Annotated in this window: 19 protein-coding genes; 4 read left to right on the forward strand and 15 right to left on the reverse strand. The window is 57.1% G+C overall.

Features of this window, described 5'->3' with window-relative positions:
* Positions 1 to 34 precede the first annotated feature (34 nt).
* From CKW31_RS15875 to murJ, 5 genes are all read right to left on the reverse strand, one after another.
* Positions 35 to 487: a peptidylprolyl isomerase gene (locus CKW31_RS15875; protein ID WP_027899716.1), complete on the reverse strand. Its 453-nt coding sequence runs from the start codon at positions 485 to 487 to the stop codon at positions 35 to 37.
* Positions 480 to 983 carry a signal peptidase II gene (gene lspA / locus CKW31_RS15880; RefSeq protein WP_095096760.1) on the reverse strand — a complete coding sequence of 168 codons (504 nt, stop codon included), beginning with the start codon at positions 981 to 983 and terminating at the stop codon, positions 480 to 482. The genes CKW31_RS15875 and lspA overlap by 8 nt, the downstream gene beginning before the upstream one ends.
* Positions 976 to 3,807: an isoleucine--tRNA ligase gene (gene ileS, locus CKW31_RS15885; protein WP_095096763.1), complete on the reverse strand. Its 2,832-nt coding sequence runs from the start codon at positions 3,805 to 3,807 to the stop codon at positions 976 to 978. The genes lspA and ileS overlap by 8 nt, the downstream gene beginning before the upstream one ends.
* A 20-nt stretch (positions 3,808 to 3,827) precedes the next feature.
* Positions 3,828 to 4,754 (reverse strand): bifunctional riboflavin kinase/FAD synthetase, encoded by a 927-nt coding sequence (ribF, locus tag CKW31_RS15890; protein ID WP_027899713.1) that lies wholly within the window; start codon positions 4,752 to 4,754, stop codon positions 3,828 to 3,830.
* 132 nt (positions 4,755 to 4,886) lie between these two features.
* Complete coding sequence (gene murJ, locus CKW31_RS15895; RefSeq protein WP_095096766.1) at positions 4,887 to 6,425, reverse strand: murein biosynthesis integral membrane protein MurJ; 1,539 nt, start codon at positions 6,423 to 6,425, stop codon at positions 4,887 to 4,889.
* A 252-nt stretch (positions 6,426 to 6,677) separates the two neighbouring features.
* Between murJ and rpsT the strand changes: the two genes are divergently transcribed.
* Complete coding sequence (rpsT, locus tag CKW31_RS15905; RefSeq protein WP_027899711.1) at positions 6,678 to 6,956, forward strand: 30S ribosomal protein S20; 279 nt, start codon at positions 6,678 to 6,680, stop codon at positions 6,954 to 6,956.
* 157 nt (positions 6,957 to 7,113) lie between these two features.
* Here the strand turns inward: rpsT and CKW31_RS15910 are convergent, their stop codons facing one another.
* The 5 genes from CKW31_RS15910 to rplU all read right to left on the reverse strand — a co-directional run bounded on the left by CKW31_RS15910 (position 7,114) and on the right by rplU (position 11,058).
* A complete protein-coding gene (locus CKW31_RS15910; protein WP_095096769.1) occupies positions 7,114 to 7,584 on the reverse strand; it encodes a CreA family protein in 471 nt (156 codons plus the stop codon).
* 169 nt (positions 7,585 to 7,753) lie between these two features.
* Entirely contained in the window at positions 7,754 to 8,872 is a 1,119-nt protein-coding gene (gene proB, locus CKW31_RS15915) for a glutamate 5-kinase (protein WP_095096929.1), read from the reverse strand.
* A gap of 103 nt (positions 8,873 to 8,975) precedes the next feature.
* The gene (gene cgtA, locus CKW31_RS15920; RefSeq protein ID WP_027899708.1) at positions 8,976 to 10,199 is read right to left on the reverse strand and encodes an Obg family GTPase CgtA; all 1,224 of its coding nucleotides are present in this window, start codon (positions 10,197 to 10,199) and stop codon (positions 8,976 to 8,978) included.
* A gap of 234 nt (positions 10,200 to 10,433) precedes the next feature.
* Complete coding sequence (gene rpmA, locus CKW31_RS15925) at positions 10,434 to 10,709, reverse strand: 50S ribosomal protein L27 (RefSeq protein ID WP_002551972.1); 276 nt, start codon at positions 10,707 to 10,709, stop codon at positions 10,434 to 10,436.
* A 34-nt stretch (positions 10,710 to 10,743) separates the two neighbouring features.
* Positions 10,744 to 11,058, reverse strand: a complete 315-nt coding sequence (gene rplU, locus CKW31_RS15930) for a 50S ribosomal protein L21 (protein ID WP_003230856.1) — start codon at positions 11,056 to 11,058, stop codon at positions 10,744 to 10,746.
* Between the two features lie 240 nt (positions 11,059 to 11,298).
* Between rplU and CKW31_RS15935 the strand changes: the two genes are divergently transcribed.
* Both CKW31_RS15935 and CKW31_RS15940 read left to right on the forward strand, forming a co-directional pair.
* The gene (locus tag CKW31_RS15935; RefSeq protein WP_095096772.1) at positions 11,299 to 12,267 is read left to right on the forward strand and encodes a polyprenyl synthetase family protein; all 969 of its coding nucleotides are present in this window, start codon (positions 11,299 to 11,301) and stop codon (positions 12,265 to 12,267) included.
* 336 nt (positions 12,268 to 12,603) lie between these two features.
* Positions 12,604 to 12,846 carry a hypothetical protein gene (locus CKW31_RS15940; protein ID WP_095096774.1) on the forward strand — a complete coding sequence of 81 codons (243 nt, stop codon included), beginning with the start codon at positions 12,604 to 12,606 and terminating at the stop codon, positions 12,844 to 12,846.
* Between the two features lie 80 nt (positions 12,847 to 12,926).
* On the opposite strand, the gene CKW31_RS15945 is transcribed toward CKW31_RS15940, so the two are convergent.
* The 5 genes from CKW31_RS15945 to CKW31_RS15965 all read right to left on the reverse strand — a co-directional run bounded on the left by CKW31_RS15945 (position 12,927) and on the right by CKW31_RS15965 (position 17,877).
* Complete coding sequence (locus CKW31_RS15945) at positions 12,927 to 13,544, reverse strand: FKBP-type peptidyl-prolyl cis-trans isomerase (protein ID WP_095096777.1); 618 nt, start codon at positions 13,542 to 13,544, stop codon at positions 12,927 to 12,929.
* 213 nt (positions 13,545 to 13,757) lie between these two features.
* The gene (locus tag CKW31_RS15950; protein WP_095096780.1) at positions 13,758 to 14,063 is read right to left on the reverse strand and encodes a DUF6482 family protein; all 306 of its coding nucleotides are present in this window, start codon (positions 14,061 to 14,063) and stop codon (positions 13,758 to 13,760) included.
* 125 nt (positions 14,064 to 14,188) lie between these two features.
* Complete coding sequence (locus CKW31_RS15955) at positions 14,189 to 14,677, reverse strand: TIGR00645 family protein (RefSeq protein ID WP_027901846.1); 489 nt, start codon at positions 14,675 to 14,677, stop codon at positions 14,189 to 14,191.
* A 176-nt stretch (positions 14,678 to 14,853) separates the two neighbouring features.
* Complete coding sequence (locus tag CKW31_RS15960) at positions 14,854 to 15,183, reverse strand: hypothetical protein (protein WP_095096783.1); 330 nt, start codon at positions 15,181 to 15,183, stop codon at positions 14,854 to 14,856.
* Between the two features lie 258 nt (positions 15,184 to 15,441).
* Positions 15,442 to 17,877 carry a Lon protease family protein gene (locus CKW31_RS15965; RefSeq protein WP_095096786.1) on the reverse strand — a complete coding sequence of 812 codons (2,436 nt, stop codon included), beginning with the start codon at positions 17,875 to 17,877 and terminating at the stop codon, positions 15,442 to 15,444.
* Positions 17,878 to 18,159: 282 nt separating this feature from the next.
* Here CKW31_RS15965 and CKW31_RS15970 point away from each other — a divergent pair, with 282 nt between their 5' ends.
* The gene (locus CKW31_RS15970; protein ID WP_027901843.1) at positions 18,160 to 18,648 is read left to right on the forward strand and encodes a DUF3015 domain-containing protein; all 489 of its coding nucleotides are present in this window, start codon (positions 18,160 to 18,162) and stop codon (positions 18,646 to 18,648) included.
* The last annotated feature ends 65 nt before the right edge of the window (positions 18,649 to 18,713 follow it).

Here is an 18,713-nt window from a genome sequence, read left to right on the forward strand (position 1 = left end):
GCCCGGCCAAAGCCGGGCTCAGGTTCAAGCTTGATTAAAGCGCTTTGACCTCGAAGATTTCCACTTCGAAACTCAGAGTCTTGCCCGCCAGCGGGTGGTTGAAGTCGATGGTCACTTGCGCGTCATCGAATGCCTTAACCACGCCCGGCAGCTCAGTATTGGCCGCATCATTGAAGATCACCAGCAAACCTTCCGACAGCTCCATATCCTGGAACTGCGAACGCGGGATGATCTGGACGTTTTGCGGGTTCGGCTGACCAAAGGCATTTTCCGGCAGAACCTGCACGGTGCGCTTGTCTCCAGCCTTGAAGCCGAACAGCGCCGCTTCAAAACCAGGCAGCAGGTTGCCATCACCCACCTTGAACGTGGCCGGGGCCTTGTCAAAGGTGCTGTCGACTGTCTCGCCGTTCTCCAGGCGCAAAGCAAAATGCAGAGTGACTTCCGTGTTCTGACCGATGCGTTGCTCGGTCAATAACTGTTCAGTCATTAACGGTTTCTCCGGTTTTTTTGCTCTTGAACATGTCCAGCGCCAGCATGATCGCACCAACAGTGATTGCGCTGTCAGCGATATTGAATGCCGGGAAGCCGTGCTCTTTCCAATGAACAAAAATGAAATCGATGACGTGACCGATAGCGACACGATCGTACAAGTTGCCGAGCGCGCCGCCCAGTATCAATGCCAGGGCAATGGCCAGCCAGGTGTCATCCCGTCCCAGACGTTTGAGCCAGACCACCAGCACCACGCTGACCACGATAGCGATCAGCGCGAACAGCCAGCGCTGCCAGCCTGAGCTGTCGGCCAGAAAGCTGAAGGCCGCGCCGGTGTTGTAAGCAAGCATCCAGCTGAAGTAATCCGGGATGATCACGATTTGCTCGTACAGCTCCAGGCGATGCTCGAAGTAATACTTGGTGGCCTGATCCAGGACCAGAACCAACAGGCTCAACCAGAGCCAGGCCAAACGTCCATAACCTGTATTAGGCATAGTGACGAACCTCGCCTGCACCGCTGATATTGTCTACGCAACGGCCGCAGATTTCAGGATGCTCAGGGTTCACACCCACGTCAGCGCGGTGATGCCAGCAACGGGCGCACTTCGCATGACCGGACTTGACCACCTTGAGCTTCAGACCCGCCACTTCGGTCACAACTGCATCGGCTGGAGCATCGAGCAACGGCGCGACGCTGGCCGTGGAGGTGATCAGTACAAAGCGCAGCTCGTTGCTGAGTTTCGACAGGTCGGCGACCAGTGCGTCCTCAGCATACAGAGTGACTTCGGCCTGCAGGTTGCCGCCAATCGCCTTGGCCGCACGCAGGTTTTCCATCTCTTTGTTGACCGCGACCTTCACCGCCATGATCCGCTCCCAATAGGCGCGGTCCAGTTCGAAGTCAGCCGGCATTTCGCTCAGCCCCTGGTACCAGGTGTTAAGCATGACCGATTCGTTACGCTCGCCCGGCAGGAACTGCCACAGCTCGTCGGCCGTGAATGCCAGGATCGGCGCGATCCAGCGCACCAGCGCTTCGGAGATATGGAACAGCGCGGTCTGGCAGGACCGACGTGCAGTGCTGTCCGCGGCCGTGGTGTATTGACGGTCCTTGATGATGTCCAGATAGAACCCACCCAACTCCTGCACGCAGAAGTTGTGGATCTTGGAGTACACGTTCCAGAAACGGTATTCGCCGTAATGCTCTTCCAGCTCGCGCTGCAACAGCAAGGCACGGTCTACCGCCCAGCGATCCAGCGCCAGCATTTCTTCCGGCGGCAGGATATCGGTAGCCGGATTGAAACCGCTCAGGTTAGAGAGCAGGAAGCGGGCAGTGTTGCGGATACGACGGTAGGCATCAGCGCTGCGTTGCAGGATCTGATCGGAAACAGCCATTTCGCCAGAGTAGTCGGTCGCCGACACCCACAGACGCATGATGTCTGCGCCCAGCGAATCGTTGACCTTCTGCGGCGCCACGACGTTGTTCAGCGACTTTGACATCTTGCGACCGTTTTCGTCGACGACAAAACCATGGGTCAGCAATTCGCGGTACGGCGCGTGGTCGTCCAGCATGCAGCCGGTCAGCAACGACGAATGGAACCAGCCGCGGTGTTGATCCGAGCCTTCCAGATACAGGTCGGCACGCGGGCCAGTTTCATGCCCCATCGGGTGTGAACCGCGCAGTACGTGCCAATGCGTCGTCCCGGAGTCGAACCAGACGTCCAGCGTGTCGGAAATCTTGTCGTACTTCGACGCTTCGTCACCCAGCAGCTCGGCGGCGTCCAGTTTGAACCAGGCTTCAATGCCTTCTTTCTCGACGCGTTGGGCGACTTCTTCCATCAGCTCAACTGTGCGCGGGTGCAGATCACCGCTCTCCTTGTGCAGGAAGAACGGGATCGGCACACCCCAGTTACGCTGACGCGAGATGCACCAGTCAGGACGGTTGGCGATCATCGAGTGCAGGCGTGCCTGACCCCATGCCGGAACGAACTGAGTGTCTTCGATAGCCTTGACTGCGCGCTCACGCAGGGTGTCGCCGGATTCAGGCTGTTTGTCCATGCCCACGAACCACTGCGCAGTCGCGCGATAGATCAGCGGCGACTTGTGACGCCAGCAGTGCATGTAGCTGTGGGTGATGGTTTCGGTATCCATCAGGCTGCCGACTTCGGCCAGCTTGTCGATGATCGCCTGGTTCGCCTTGAAGATGAACTGGCCACCGAAGAACTCCAGCGAATCCACATAAACACCGTTGCTTTGCACGGGGCTGATGATGTCATCGTTGGTCAGGCCATAACTTTTGCTGATCACGAAGTCGTCGACGCCATAAGCAGGCGAGCAGTGAACGACGCCCGTGCCAGCGCCCAGCTCGACGTAGTCAGCCAGATAGACTGGCGACAGGCGGTCGTAGAACGGGTGGCGGAAATTGATCAGTTCCAGCGCAGCACCGGTCGCAGTGGCGATAACCGAGCCTTCCAGCTTGTAACGGGTGAGGCAGCTTTCAACCAGCTCAGCGGCCAGCACCAGCAGCCTGTCGCCAACATCAACCAGCGCGTATTCGAACTCGGGATGAACGTTCAGCGCCTGGTTGGCCGGGATGGTCCACGGGGTGGTGGTCCAGATCACGATGGCGGCAGGTTTGCTCAATGCATCCAGGCCGAACGCCTGAGCCAGCTTCGCGTCATCCGCGATCGGGAAAGCCACGTCGATGGTCGAGGACTTTTTGTCCTGATATTCGACTTCTGCTTCAGCCAGAGCCGAGCCACAGTCGAAACACCAGTTCACGGGCTTGAGGCCCTTGAACACGAAGCCACCTTTGACCATTTCCGCCAGCGCCCGGATTTCCCCGGCTTCGTTGGTGAAGTTCATGGTCAGGTAAGGATTGCTCCAGTCGCCCAGAACACCCAGGCGAATGAACTCGGATTTCTGCCCTTCAATCTGCTCGGAAGCGTAAGCGCGGCAAAGCTCGCGAGTCTTGTCCGCAGACAGGTTCTTGCCGTGGGTCACTTCAACCTTGTGCTCGATCGGCAGACCGTGGCAGTCCCAACCCGGAACATAAGGCGCGTCGAAACCCGAAAGCGTTTTCGAGCGCAGGATCATGTCCTTGAGAATCTTGTTAACGGCATGACCGATGTGAATATTGCCGTTGGCGTAAGGAGGACCGTCGTGCAGAACGAACTTCGGACGATCCTTGCCAATTTCGCGCAGCTTCTGGTACAGGCCAATGCTGTCCCAGCGCTGCAGAGTTTGCGGCTCGCGCTGGGGCAGGCCGGCCTTCATTGGGAAGGCGGTGTCCGGAAGGTTTAGCGTGGCTTTGTAGTCGGTCATTTCAGGCTCTTGATTAGCGGTTAGCCATGCCAATGGGCACGGGCGGCGGCGACGTCCGCATTGATTGCCGTCTTGAGCGCCTCCAGGGAGGCGAAACGCTGCTCATCACGCAGCTTATGGTGGAAAGCCACCGTCAAACGCCGGTCGTAAAGGTCACCGGCAAAATCCAGAAGATGTACTTCAAGGTGGGCACTGCCATCACCTGCCACGGTCGGACGCACGCCAATATTGGCGACGCCCGGCCAGGTCTTGCCATCAATGCTTGCACTGACCAGATAAACCCCGGTCAGCGGCACACGACGCCGTTTGAGCTGCACGTTGGCGGTGGGAGTGCCCAACTGCCGAGCCAGCTTCTGGCCGTGCAGGATACGTCCGGTAATCCGGAACGGTCGCCCGAGCATGCGCTCGGCCAGAGCGAAATCCGCCACGGCCAGGGCATTACGCACCTTGGTACTGCTGACGCGAACGCCATCGATTTCGACGGTCTGCGCCGCCTCAACCGTAAAACCACGGGCATCGCCCGCTTGTTGCAGGAAGTCGAAGTCGCCCATTCGGTCGCAACCGAAACGGAAATCATCGCCGACCTCAAGATGTTGTATGCCGAGCCCGTCGATCAATATCGTATCGACAAATTCTGCCGCGCTGAGCTTACTAAAGCGCTGATTGAACGCCAGACACAACACCCGATCAACGCCCTCGGCCTCCAGCAGCTCCAGCTTGTCACGCAAACGTGCGAGACGGGCCGGAGCGGTGGCCGGAGCAAAGAACTCACGCGGCTGCGGCTCGAAAATCACCACACAGCTGGGCACGCCCAACTCGACCGCACGTTCACGCAAGCGAGCCAGGATAGCCTGGTGGCCCCGGTGAACACCGTCAAAGTTGCCAATGGTGGCGACGCAGCCCCGATGCTGGGGGCGCAGATTATGGAGGCCTCGAACCAGCTGCATAACGCACTTCTTGCTCATAAAGTGGCCGATTATAACCACACACAGCCCCGGACGACAGGAACACGCCAAGGCAAAACAATAGTCATCGCTCCACGACGGGAAAAACCGACGACTACCCGTTACAACTATTGCTTAAAGCACTGCGCTACGGGCGAAATCCTTGAGGCGAAAACCCAACAGCAACAGGGTCGCGAAATAAGCCACAACCCCAGCCGCCACCAGCCCGCCAAGACGAATGAAGCGCTCAAGCATTTGCCCGTCGCTCCAGGCCGGCATCACATGCATCAGACCGAGCAGCACGCCAGCCATCACCCCAACCGCCAGACACAGCTTGAAGAGAAACTTTGTCCACCCCGGCTGCGGCTGAAACAGATCCTGCTTGCGCAACTGCCAGAACAACAGCAGCGCGTTGATGCAAGCGCCAACACTGATCGCCAGGGCCAGCCCGGCATGCTGCAGCGGTACGATAAAAACCAGGTTAAGCAGTTGGGTCACAATAAGGGTGAAAATCGCGATTTTCACCGGGGTGCGAATATTTTGTTGAGCGTAAAAGCCCGGCGCGAGCACTTTAATCACGATGATGCCCAGTAAACCCACCGAGTAAGCGATCAGCGCTCGCTGGGTCATGGCGGCATCAACAGCGTCGAATTTACCGTATTGAAACAGGGAAACGGTTAACGGTTCAGCCAGAATCCCCAGTGCAAGCGTGCATGGCAGCACCAGCACAAAACACAGACGCAGGCCCCAGTCGAGAATCCGCGAATATTCCTGACGGTCCTTGCTGGCATAGGTTTTCGACAGGATCGGCAGCAGAATCGTGCCCAGCGCCACACCCAGCACACCGGACGGTAACTCCATCAAACGGTCGGCGTAGTACATCCAGGACACTGAACCAGCCACAAGGAACGAGGCAAATATCGTATTGATAATCAGAGAAATCTGACTGACCGAGACGCCAAGGATGGCAGGCAGCATCTGCTTCATTACCCGCCACACGCCCGTGTCATGCAGATTCAGACGCGGCAGTACCAGCATGCCAATCTTTTTCAGATGCGGCAGTTGATAAAGCAACTGCAACAGGCCGCCGACCAGAACCGCCCAACCCAGCGCCATTACAGGCGGGTCAAAATAAGGCGTGAGGAACAGAGCGAAGAAAATCATGCTGACGTTCAGTAGCGTTGGCACAAACGCCGGGACCGAAAAGCGGTTCCAGGTATTGAGAATCGCACCTGCCAGCGACGACAGGGAAATCAGCAATATATAAGGAAAGGTCACGCGCAGCAGATCAGACGTCAGCGCGAATTTTTCCGGAGTATCGACAAAGCCCGGCGCAGTGGCCCAGATCACCCAAGGCGCAGCGATTACCCCGAGCAGAGTGACCAGCGCCAGAACCAGTGTCAGGAGCCCTGTGACGTAAGCAACAAAGGTGCGTGTCGCCTCCTCGCCTTGTTGGCTTTTATATTCTGCCAGGATAGGCACAAAGGCCTGAGAGAATGCGCCTTCAGCGAAAATCCGACGCAGAAGATTGGGCAATTTAAAGGCAATAAAGAACGCATCCGTCGCCATTCCCGCGCCAAATGTGCGCGCAATAATAGTGTCTCGAACAAAGCCCAACACCCGGGAAAGCATGGTGATAGAGCTGACGGCAGCCAACGATTTGAGTAGGTTCATTGAAGAATTTAGCGCCTTGGCTAAAGGACCAGGCGATAAACCTGTCCATTTATGCGATACTCCGCGCCGCAAAAGCACAGAGGCAAAGCCGGCGAGTTTACAGGTCGTGCACCGGAAATAAATATCCCGGTTGAACATCGCGACCACTCGGCGGAACCGATCACCACCCCTTGACAATCAATCCAGTCATCGGCATGATTCGCGGCCTATTTTGTAAGCTATTCCCTAAAAAGTCTTTCGAGGAGCTCGACGGTGGCCAACACACCTTCCGCCAAAAAACGTGCAAAACAGGCTGAGAAGCGTCGCAGCCACAACGCCAGCCTGCGTTCCATGGTTCGTACCTACATCAAGAATGTAGTTAAAGCCATCGACGCAAAAGACGCTGAAAAAGCACAAGCTGCTTATGTTCTGGCCGTGCCAGTTATCGACCGTATGGCCGATAAAGGCATCATCCACAAGAACAAAGCTGCTCGTCATAAAAGCCGCCTGAACGGTCACATCAAAGACCTGAGCGTTGCTGCTGCAGCCTAAGCGATAAGCTTAAGCCGTAAAAAAACCGACCCAAGGGTCGGTTTTTTGTTGCCTGCAATTTGATGAATTACAGTAACCCGGTAGGAGCGAACTTGTTCGCGAGGGCGGCGCATCAGGTATGACGCCTCGCGAACAAGTTCGCTCCTACCGGGAAATCTTACGGCGCGGGAGCAGGCGACCACGGCAGAATCGGAATCGCTGTCACCGCATTCTGCGGACTTCCTTCGATAATCCGGTCGCTATACACCAGGTAAACCAGCGCATTACGCTTTTTATCGAAGAAGCGCACAACCTGCATGGTTTTGAACACCAGCGAAGTACGCTCTTTGAACACTTCATCCCCATCCTTCAATTCACCTTTGAAATGAATGGGACCGACCTGACGGCAGGCGATGGACGCTTCGGCACGATCTTCAGCCAGACCAAGACCACCCTTCACACCCCCGGTCTTGGCGCGCGACAGATAGCAGGTCACGCCATCGACCTTGGGATCATCAAAAGCCTCAACCACAATGCGATCATTCGGGCCGACAAGCTTGAACACCGTCGACACCTGACCAATCTCTTCTGCAGAAGCCAGCATCGGCAGCACCAGCAAAGCCCCGAGCAATCCCTTCATTACGCGCATTACGTGCTCCTTATCTTGTAGATATCAGTCCAGCGCTACCCACCGTTGACATGCGATACCCGGTAGGAGCGAACTTGTTCGCGAGACGGCTTTCGCCACAACGCATACAACTGCTCGCGAACAAGTTCGCTCCTACCGGGATCCCGCTTCGCCAGAGCAACGATGGGATTCAAACCAGAATCAGATTATCCCGATGAACCAGCTCAGGCTCAGCCATGTAGCCAAGCACACGCACGATCGCATCCGAAGACCGACCAATAATTTTCTGCGCCTCAAGCGCACTGTAGTTACTCAGGCCACGAGCCACTTCCCGACCATCAGGCGCGACACACACCACCATCTCGCCTCGACGGAAGCTGCCCTGGACCAGTTTGACCCCAACAGGCAGCAGGCTTTTGTGATCCTTGCTCAGCGCAGCCACAGCGCCCTCATCCAGAACCAGCGTGCCGCGAGTCTGCAAGTGCCCAGCCAGCCACTGCTTGCGAGCCGCGAGCATTTCACGCTCGGGAGACAACAGCGTACCCAGACGCTCGCCCGCTTTAAGACGCGCCAGTACGCGCTCGATGCGCCCACCGACAATCACCGTGTGAGCCCCCGAACGGGCTGCCAGCCGCGCAGCACGCAACTTGGTCTGCATACCGCCACGACCCAGCGCACCACCCGTGCCGCCCGCAACAGCATCCAGCGCAGGATCGTCAGCACGCGCTTCGTAGATCAATTGAGCTTCAGGATTGTTGCGCGGATCGGCATCGAACATACCGTCGCGATCCGTAAGGATCACCAGCAAGTCAGCCTCGACCAGATTGGCCACCAACGCCGCCAGGGTATCGTTATCACCAAAACGGATCTCGTCGGTCACAACGGTGTCGTTTTCATTGATAACCGGCACAACACCCAGATCAACCAGGGTACGCAGCGTACTGCGAGCATTCAGGTAGCGCTTGCGATCGGACAGGTCGTCATGGGTGAGCAGAATCTGCGCCGTGTGGCGGCCATGCTCGGCAAAGCTGGATTCCCACGCCTGAACCAGGCCCATCTGACCAATTGCAGCGGCAGCTTGCAGCTCATGCATGGCACTGGGTCGCGAAGTCCAGCCCAGACGGCTCATACCAGCAGCCACAGCCCCGGAGGAAACCAGAACCAATTCAACGCCCGCCTCATGCAGCGCCACCATCTGCTCGACCCAAACACCCATCGCCGCACGATCCAGCCCCTTGCCATCCGCAGTCAGCAAGGCACTGCCAATCTTTACGACCCAGCGTTGGGCACCTGTCACTTTGCTGCGCATCATCTTCCAACCTTAGCCAGAGAATTTTGGTAGATACAAATTCAAGATATCAGATACAAAAACGCCGCTTATCTCTAAGCGGCGTCTAGTTTACTGCAGAGGATCAGTCACGGACGTAAATGATTTCCGGACCGTCTTCATCATCCTCATCTTCTTCGTCCCAATCATCTTCACCGATGTCATGCACGCTCTTAACGCCGCTACGACGCAGTGCACGCTTGTCATCCAGCGCCTGCAACTGGGCACGCGCCTCATCTTCGATACGCTGATCCAGCTCAGCCAGCTCTTCAGCATAGCCAGGCTCTTCAGCAATGCGCTGAGCGCGCTCTTCGAGATAACGCATGATGTCGCGACTAAGCTGCTCGGTACCTTCTTTGGCAATGGCCGAGATCACATAGACAGGACCCGTCCACTCCAGACGATCAACGATCTCCTTGACGCGAGCCTCATGCTCCTCCTCAAGAATCTGGTCGCACTTGTTCAGCACCAACCAACGATCACGCTCAGCCAGGGACGGACTGAATTTGACCAGCTCGTTAACGATAACTTCCGCGGCATCCGGAGCGCTGCTCTCGTCCAGCGGAGCCATATCAACGAGGTGCAACAACAAGCGAGTACGCGCCAGGTGCTTGAGGAAGCGAATCCCGAGGCCAGCACCACCGGAAGCACCCTCGATCAGACCTGGAATATCCGCAACCACGAAGCTCTTCCAGCGGTCGACACTGACCACACCTAGGTTTGGCACCAGAGTAGTGAACGGATAGTCAGCCACTTTCGGCTTGGCCGCAGAAACAGAGCGAATGAAGGTACTTTTACCAGCGTTTGGCAACCCCAACAGGCCAACGTCAGCCAGCACTTTCAACTCGAGCTTGAGGTCACGCTGGTCGCCTGGCTTGCCCGGCGTAGTCTGACGTGGCGCACGATTGGTACTGGACTTGAACCGGGTATTACCCAGACCGTGCCAACCACCCATTGCCACCAACAAGCGCTGGCCAGCCTTGGTCAGGTCGCCGATGACTTCCTGGGTACTGGCGTCGATGACCGTGGTGCCCACCGGTACACGCAACACCAACTCCTCACCTTTCTTGCCGGTGCAGTCAGCGCTGCCGCCGTTGGAACCGCGCTCAGCATCAAAGTGACGGGTGTAACGGTAGTCAACCAGGGTGTTCAGGTTTTCGTCGGCGACCATGAAGATCGAGCCGCCATCGCCACCATCACCACCGTTAGGACCACCGTTTTCGATGAATTTCTCGCGACGGAAGCTCATGCAACCGTTACCACCGTCACCGGCTTTTACTCGAATCGATACTTCATCTACAAATTTCATAACGCACGCCTCCCGCCACAGGGACGAGCAGAACAACATAAATACATAAGACTCTTGCAAAAATGAGCGTTGCGATACCGATCAAAAACCAGTGACCTCACAGGTCAACATCACAACAGCCCGCACAAACAGTTTTGCAAGAGACTCACCAAAGCCTTTTAAAGCCTACAGCCAACAACCTTCAAAAACGAAAAAGCCCCGTCGCGAGACAGGGCTTTTCCAGCTGCTGCATGATTACGCTGCGGAGACTTCAGTCTTCGGAACGATGCTCACGTAGCGACGACCGAAGGCGCCTTTAACCTGGAACTTGATCACGCCTTCCACTTTCGCGAACAGGGTGTGATCTTTACCCATGCCAACGCCGTAACCAGCGTGGAATTGGGTGCCGCGCTGACGCACGATGATGTTGCCCGGGATGATCGCCTGGCCGCCATACATCTTCACGCCAAGGCGTTTGGCTTCTGAGTCGCGACCGTTACGGGTACTACCACCAGCTTTTTTGTGTGCCATGAGTCAATTCTCCAAATGAGGGATTAGGCTGAAATTAAGCCTGAATACCGGTGATTTTGATCTCGGTGTACCACTGGCGGTGGCCCATACGCTTCATGTGGTGCTTACGACGACGGAACTTGATGATACGGATCTTGTCGTGACGACCTTGCGAGATCACTTCAGCTACAACGGTAGCGCCGGCAACAACAGGTGCACCGATGTTAACGTCGTCGCCGTTGGCAACCAACAGAACGCGATCGAAAGTAACGGATTCGCCAGTAGCGATTTCCAGCTTTTCGATCTTCAGGTATTCACCTGGGGCAACTTTGTACTGCTTGCCACCGGTAACGATTACTGCATAAGACATGGTATTTCTCCGAAAATCCTGCTCACCCAGCTCTTTATAAGTAGAGTATCGGCTGGCATGGCTGCCTGGGGCTGGAAAGGCCCGTCGGCAATTGCGTAAGGCAGGTGCTGCCCAGGAAAGTTAGGGTGCGCGATTGTACGCAAGGCATCAAACGGTTGCAAGGGGCGGGATGTCATACCTTGACACGCTCTGACCCGCAACCTAGCATGCGGCGCAACCCTTCTGGAGCACCCCTCGCTGATGCAACCTCAAGCCTTCTACCGCGCTGTGGCGGACGATTTTAGTGCCGTCGACGTCATTATCAAGAAGCAGCTGACGTCGCGGGTACCGTTGGTCTCGAAAATCGGCGACTACATCACCTCGGCCGGGGGCAAACGCCTGCGTCCGCTGCTGGTTCTTCTGTGTGGCAAAGCACTTGGCCGCGAGGGCGATGACGTCCGTCTGCTGGCTGCCACCATCGAATTCCTGCACACCGCGACATTGCTCCACGACGACGTGGTCGATATGTCAGGCATGCGCCGCGGCCGCTCTACTGCCAACGCGCTGTGGGGAAATGCGCCAAGCGTGCTGGTCGGTGACTTCCTTTATTCGCGCTCTTTCGAAATGATGGTTGAGCTGGGCTCGATGCCTGTCATGAAGATCCTTTCGAAAGCGACCCGGGTCATTGCCGAAGGCGAAGTACTGCAGCTGTCCAAAGTGCGCGACGCGAGCACCACCGAAGAAATCTACATGGAAGTGATTCGCGGCAAGACAGCCATGCTGTTCGAGGCCTCGACTCATAGCGCCGCAGCCCTGTGCAACGCCACAGAAGAGCAGAGCGAAGCACTGCGCACCTTCGGCGACCACCTGGGCGTGGCTTTCCAGTTGGTAGACGACCTGCTCGACTACCGCGGCGACGCTGAGACCCTGGGCAAGAACGTCGGTGACGATCTGGCCGAAGGCAAGCCGACCCTGCCGTTGATCTACACCATGCGTGAAGGCACGGCCGAACAGGCTGCCCTGGTGCGTCAGGCGATTCAGAAAGGTGGCCTGGAAGATCTGGAAAGCATCCGCAGCGCTGTCGAGAGCGCTGGTGCGCTGGACTACACCGCAAAACGGGCCCGCGATTACGTCGCCCGCGCCATCAAATGCCTGGATGCCCTGCCGCCAAGCGAATACCGCGACGCGCTGGTTGAACTGAGCGAGTTCGCAGTAGCGCGTACGCACTGATCGCCATGCGCTGTTAAAAAAGCCCGTCCTTGTGACGGGCTTTTTGTTGGTGATGCGATTTTGCTGAGGGTCAGAAATCCTTTGGGAACCGCTGATGACGTGGGACCGGCTTTAGCCGGGAAAGCTGACTGTAAGACTAGATAAATGCAGCGACTGTACCTGCCTCTTCCCGTCTGAAGCCGGTCCCACGTCGTCAGCAGCCGAGCGCGAAAATAGAGCCCCGGCCACCTGACCCAAATCAACCACTCAGCACTAAAATGCGAATTATTCTCAATAGAGACTTGCTATTCCGCCAATAAGAATTATTCTCATTGAAACCTTTCAAGGAGAAGCAAGATGACGTATTTGATTGATGCATGGCTGGACCGCCCTCACCCTTACCTGCGGATTCTGCATCGCGAGACCGGTGAAGTGTGTGCCGTGCTGGAGGAGGAAGCGCTGGATGAGCTGCGCGATCAGGGGGATCTGGACGTTAACGAGCTGAGTTCAAGCGAGCCGATCGTGCTGAAAGAGCTGGTGCGTAATCTGTTTCTGTTCTGCTATGCCCGAGCGTTGCGCCCGATTGCGGAATTGCGCTGACATGAGACCAGCCGCTGAAACAGGAGCAGAGCGAGCCTGCGAGACTCGCCCTGCCCTTTACTGATCAGACATGAAGTCGATCAGAGAACGTCGAGCAGCTCGACGTCGAATACCAGTACGCTGTGGGGCGGAATGCTGCCAACGCCCTGAGCGCCGTAAGCCAGCTCGCTCGGTACGTGCAGACGCCATTTGCTACCAGCGTTCATCAGTTGCAGCGCTTCAGTCCAGCCAGCGATAACGCCACCGACCGGGAATTCAGCTGGCTCGCCACGCTCGTAAGAGCTGTCGAATACGGTGCCGTCGGTCAGCATGCCGTGGTAGTGAGTGCGAACCTGATCTTCACGGGTTGGCTTGGCGCCAGTACCGGTGGTCAGCACTTCAAATTGCAGGCCGGATGGCAGCGTAGTGACGCCTTCACGCTTGCCGTTTTCAGCCAGGTAAGCCAAACCAGCGCCTGCGGCCTGCTCAGCCTTGGCAGCCGCTTCAGCCTGCATGATTTCGCGGATCACTTTGAAGCTGGCAGACATTTCGTCTTCGCCCACACGGCTTGGCTTGCCACCGAACGCATCGGTCAGGCCAGCCAGGATCGCGTCCAGGTTCACGCCAGGCGGTGGGTTGTCGCGCAGCTGGGTGCCCAACTGACGGCCGATGCCGTAGCTGACGCGGGTTTCGTCGGTGGACAGGTTGACTTCGGACATATCACTGCTCCGCTAAAGGAACGCCTGAACACGGCGCTCCGTATCAAAAGGGCGAGCAGCCTAGCACAGATGGGTAAAGCGACCCTATTGCCCAACTCTGCCGCAGGTGAATTGAGCGAGCACCGGACGGTAGGAGCTAACTTGTTAGCGAGGCGGCGTAGCCGAAATTTCTCGCCAACAAGTTGGCTCCTACCGGAAGCTACGGCTCAACCTTTACCATTTCGAATGAAAACTGATCGGCACTCGCAGCGCTTCGCGCTTATCCACCGGCATGCCGCACATTTCGTCATGGACCACCGCGTGTACCAGATGAAACGGCACAGGGTTGAAGTCCTTGAGAAACTCGCGTGCATGCTCCACCGAGCGTAACCGGACCGTCTCGCCTCGCTCGCCCCTGAGAAGCTGTATGTCGCCCTGGATGCGCGCCTCAAGCAGATAAATCCCGCCTTCGATGGAGATCAGGTTCAATTCGTCGATACTGCCGGCATTGAGATGTACTGCCAATTCATCTTCAGTCACTTTGAATTCCTCTCTCAAGAACACGATCGCTGACCAAGGTAACGGATTTCAGTGGCCTGAAACGACGCCGCCCGTCCATTTTTCAATGGGCGGGCGACGTTGTGAAGCATGGGGAGCCACGAGGATCAGTGCTTGGTGACCTTGTCCAGGTAACCCATGGCAAATGCCGATACCACGAAGGTCATGTGGATGATCACGTACCACATCAGGTATTGCGGCTCGATGTTCTTGGCGTCCATGAACACCCGCAACAAGTGAATCGACGAAATCGCAACAATGGAAGCCGCAACTTTCATCTTCAGCGATGAAGAGTCCATGGTGCCCAGCCAGTTGAGTTTCTCTTTGCCTTCATCGATATCCAGTTGCGACACGAAGTTTTCGTAACCGGAGATCATCACCATTACCAGCAGGCCACCCACCAGCGCCATGTCGATAAGAGACAACAAGACCAGGATCAGGTCAGCCTCGGCCAACGCAAACACGTTAGGCAGGACGTGAAAGATCTCCTGGAAGAACTTCAGTACCAGTGCCAGCAAACCCAGGGACAGACCGAAATACAGAGGGGCCAGCAGCCAGCGCGAGGCATACATGGCATTTTCGACAAAACGTTCCATTTGAACTCACAGATGCGTGGAGATGGCGGCGAGTATACCAGCCACCCGGCAATTCGCAGAATGTGACCGAAAGCCACGCATGACGGGTTGCAAGAGAGGATCCGACGTTACCACTGCAGCCCTCCATATCGATCATATGGATCACAAGGCAACGTCGTAGAGCGGTTTGAAACAGGCTAGAAAGGAGAGGAACGCTGGGCCTTGGACACATCGCCGTTGATGCGGCGCAATTCGCTCTGCAGATGCAGACTCCAGATAGGCATATCATCAACCGCTTCGTAACCGCTGGAAGTCAGACTCTCTGCGATAGCCAGCATCACTGACTCGGCAGCCGGAGCACCAGGAAAAGGCCCTTGGGTCTTGATTGCAGACGGTTGTTCCCCAGTCATTCCAGCAGCGAATAGCAACGTCCACATGCCATTGTCACCAGAAAGGGGGCGTATCACACATTCGATCCGGGTCATCAGACCCATGCATTGGCGGGTAAGGCAGAGGCTACGCGACATGGCGAGCTCCTCGTTGGCTACGGTGTTCGCCGCACTGAAACAGCTGTGAGGCGCGTCAGTCCTTTTGACAACCGTGGTACGGAAACAGAATAGAGGAAAAGCTGAATTGGGAAAGTTTAGGGGATGAACGGCGTGCGCCGAATCCCACAACCACTCCCGTAGGAGCTCACCGAGGTTACGAGGCCAGCGATGGCGGCGTGTCAGAAAAAACGCCATCGCTGCCTCGCGTTGCTCGTGAGCTACAGGTCAGGGTTTTACTTAAGCCTTGAGTTCCGGCGCCAGCTGCGCAGGCTCCTTCTCCAGTTCTTCCCTGAGATCATCATCACTGAGCATCTCGGCGATATCGCGCAGTCGCTCAACCACCCGGGCGTTGATGCTGCCTTCCGGGAACTCGCCATTCTCGTCCGGCTCACCGGCAGGCTCGCCCACCAGCAAACTCAAGGCTTCATCTGCCTGACGCACCGCATAAACGTGGAATTGCCCGGCGCGAACCGCTTGCAGTACACGCTCATCAAGCATCAGTGTCGCAACGTTGGCTTGCGGGATGATTGCGCCCTGCTCGCCTGTCAGACCGCGCGCCTCACAGAGCCGGAAGAAACCTTCGATTTTCTCGTTGACCCCGCCCACCGCCTGCACTTCACCGAACTGGTTGATCGAGCCGGTGATCGCGAAGCACTGCTTGAGCGGCGTTTTCGACAAGGCCGAAATCAGCGTGCACGCCTCGCCCAGGGAAGCACTGTCCCCATCCACGTACCCGTAAGACTGCTCCAGCGCGATACTCGCGGAAATCGCCAGCGGGAATTCCTGTGCGTATCGGCTGCCCAGATAACCGGTGAGAATCATCACACCCTTGGAGTGAATCGGCTGGCCGAGGTTAACCTCACGCTCGATATCGACAATACCGCTGCCGCCCGGATAGACCGTGGCGGAAATACGCGCGGGTACGCCGAAGGCCGAGTCGCCCACTTCCAGTACCGTCAGGCCGTTGCACTTGCCGACAGCCGCGCCGTCAGTGTCGATGAGAATGATGCCAGCCATCATGTCATCGAGAATCCGCGCAGACACACGACCGGTGCGCGTGGCCTTGGCCTTGAGCGCACGTTCGATATGACCCGCGTCGGTCTGCTCGTCACTCGCCAGTTGGCGAATGAAATCCGCCTCGCTGACCAACTGAAACAAGTCACCGATTCGCGCCGAGAGACGCCCCTGATGCTCGGCCAGGCGAGCGCTGTAGGTCGCCAGACGTGCAACCGCGTCCGCCGTCAGCGGTGCCATGCCCTCTTCCGAAGTCCGGGTTTTCAGCAATTGGGCGAACTGCTCCAGGGTTTCGTCGTACATCGGGATGTCTTCGTCGAAATCCACCAGCACCCGGAACATCTCCTGGAAGTCAGGATCCAGGTCTTGCAGGGTGTAATACAGCGACCGCGCACCGATGATGATCACTTTGACCTGCAACGGGATCACTTGCGGCGTCAGGCTGACCGTGGCCAGACGCCCCATTTCACCCAGCGGCGACTCCATTTTCAGCTTGCGCGATTGCAGGGCACGCTTGAGGGCGTCCCAGACAAAAGGCTCGCTGAGCATTTTTTCCGCTTCGAGAATCAGGAAGCCGCCGTTGGCGCGATGCAATGCCCCTGGCCGCAACTGGCGGTAAGTGGTGTAAAGCGCGCCCTGATCCGTGCTGTATTCGATACGGCCAAACAGGTTGTCGTAAGTCGGATGCGGCTCGAACACCACCGGTGCACCACCACTGGCCGAGTGACCTACAACCAGACTCGGGCTGTATTGCTCTTCCAGCAGCTTGCGCGCCTGAGCATCGGTCTTGCTGTCGTCGACCAGTTGTTCGACCACGGTTTTCAACAGGTAAACCTGCATCGCCTGCAAATACGCGCAGACCGCCGCGTTCTCGGCGTACTGCTCGGACAGCGGAGCCAGCAGTGGCTGAAGCGCCAGGGTGATAGTTTCTTCGTTCAACTGGCGCAGTTGATTGCTCGACTCGCGCTTCCACTGCGGCAGGCTGGCAAGTTCTTCGTTCAGGCGCTCTTCAAGGGCCGAGATGTCTTCATGGAAGCGCTCGCGATCAGTTTCCGGGAGTTGCGAAAACTCGGCTTCATCCAGCGCCTTGCCGTCCAGCATCGGGGTAAAGGCGATGTTGGTGCTGTCACGGTACAGGGCGATGTCTTTTTCCAGCGCCAGACGCTCGATGACGTCCAGTGCCTTGTCGTACCGCTGATTGAAAGCGCGGTCGATGGAGCTTTTCTTCTGCTGGTACGACGGATGCTCGAAAACGGCCGGGAAGGTCGACAGCAAGTTATCAATCAGCCCACCAATATCAGTGATGAACTGATGCGCGCTGCCCGGTGGCAACTCCAGCGCACGGGGCTCGCGGGGTTCGTCGAAGTGGTTGACGTAAACCCAGTCGCTCGGGGTTTGCAGGCGCTTGCCTTCAGCCTTTAGGTAACGCTTCACGAACGAAAAACGCCCGGTGCCGGGCTCACCCATGACAAACACGTTGTAACCGGGGCGCGGCATGGCCACACCGAATTGCAAAGCTTCTACTGCTCGTTCCTGGCCGAGCACACCGCGAAAGGGCTCCAGATCATTGGTCGTCGAAAAGCTGAACTGTTCAGCGGAAAAAGGACGTGTCAGCGCTTCGGGCGCAAGACGCAGGCTGGCAGCAACAGTATCGGGCATCGGGCATCCTTACATCAGGCGGGGCAGATGGCGGCATTCTGGCGCTCGCTGGACTCGACTTGCAAGACAGTAAAGAACTCAAGTCGTCACAAGCCTCGCGGTACGCTGGCCAGAGCGTTAGATCAATGAGGTTTTTTTGATGAACATTTTGTAATAAAAGGCGGAACCCTTGGATAACGCCTAAGCTCAAACCTTGGCGCACCAGACATTTAACACTGGCCGCCTTGGCGCGACTGAAGCCATGAACCCTGACCCTTGGTTGAATATAAAGAGAATAAAGCTATGAAACGGATTCTTCTTGGTAGTCTCTTCGCAGCTGTTTCCATCAACGCTATGGCCCAGGCTCCTGGTGGCCCGGATTGCGGCTGGGGCAACATGTTGTTTGAAGGTCAACGCGGTACTCCCGCTCATTTCCTCGCATCAACCACTAACGGTACTTCGGGCAACGCCACGTTCGGCATGACCTCGGGCACCAACGGCTGCTCCACCAACAGCGCACTGACCTACGGCGGTAAATCCTGGATTGCCATGAACGGCATGATGGACGAGCTCTCCAAGGACATGGCGATGGGTCAAGGCGAAGCACTGACCACTTACGCGGTAGTGCTGGGCGTAGCACCGGAAGATCGTGCGCATTTCGCCGCCGTCACCCACGAGCACTTCAACCAGATTTTCAGCAAGGCAGACGCCACCGCTGAAGACGTTCACACCAACACCCTCGACGTACTGAAAAACGATCCAACCCTGGCCAAGTACGCTACCCAGGCATAAGCTCGTTGCGCCCGCCCTCCCACCCGGAGGGCGGGCTTTTTGTTGCGTTCACGCGCTAGACTGCT

Source organism: Pseudomonas sp. Irchel 3A5, assembly GCF_900187575.1.
In the GTDB taxonomy this organism is placed as follows: Bacteria; Pseudomonadota; Gammaproteobacteria; order Pseudomonadales; family Pseudomonadaceae; genus Aquipseudomonas; species Aquipseudomonas folii.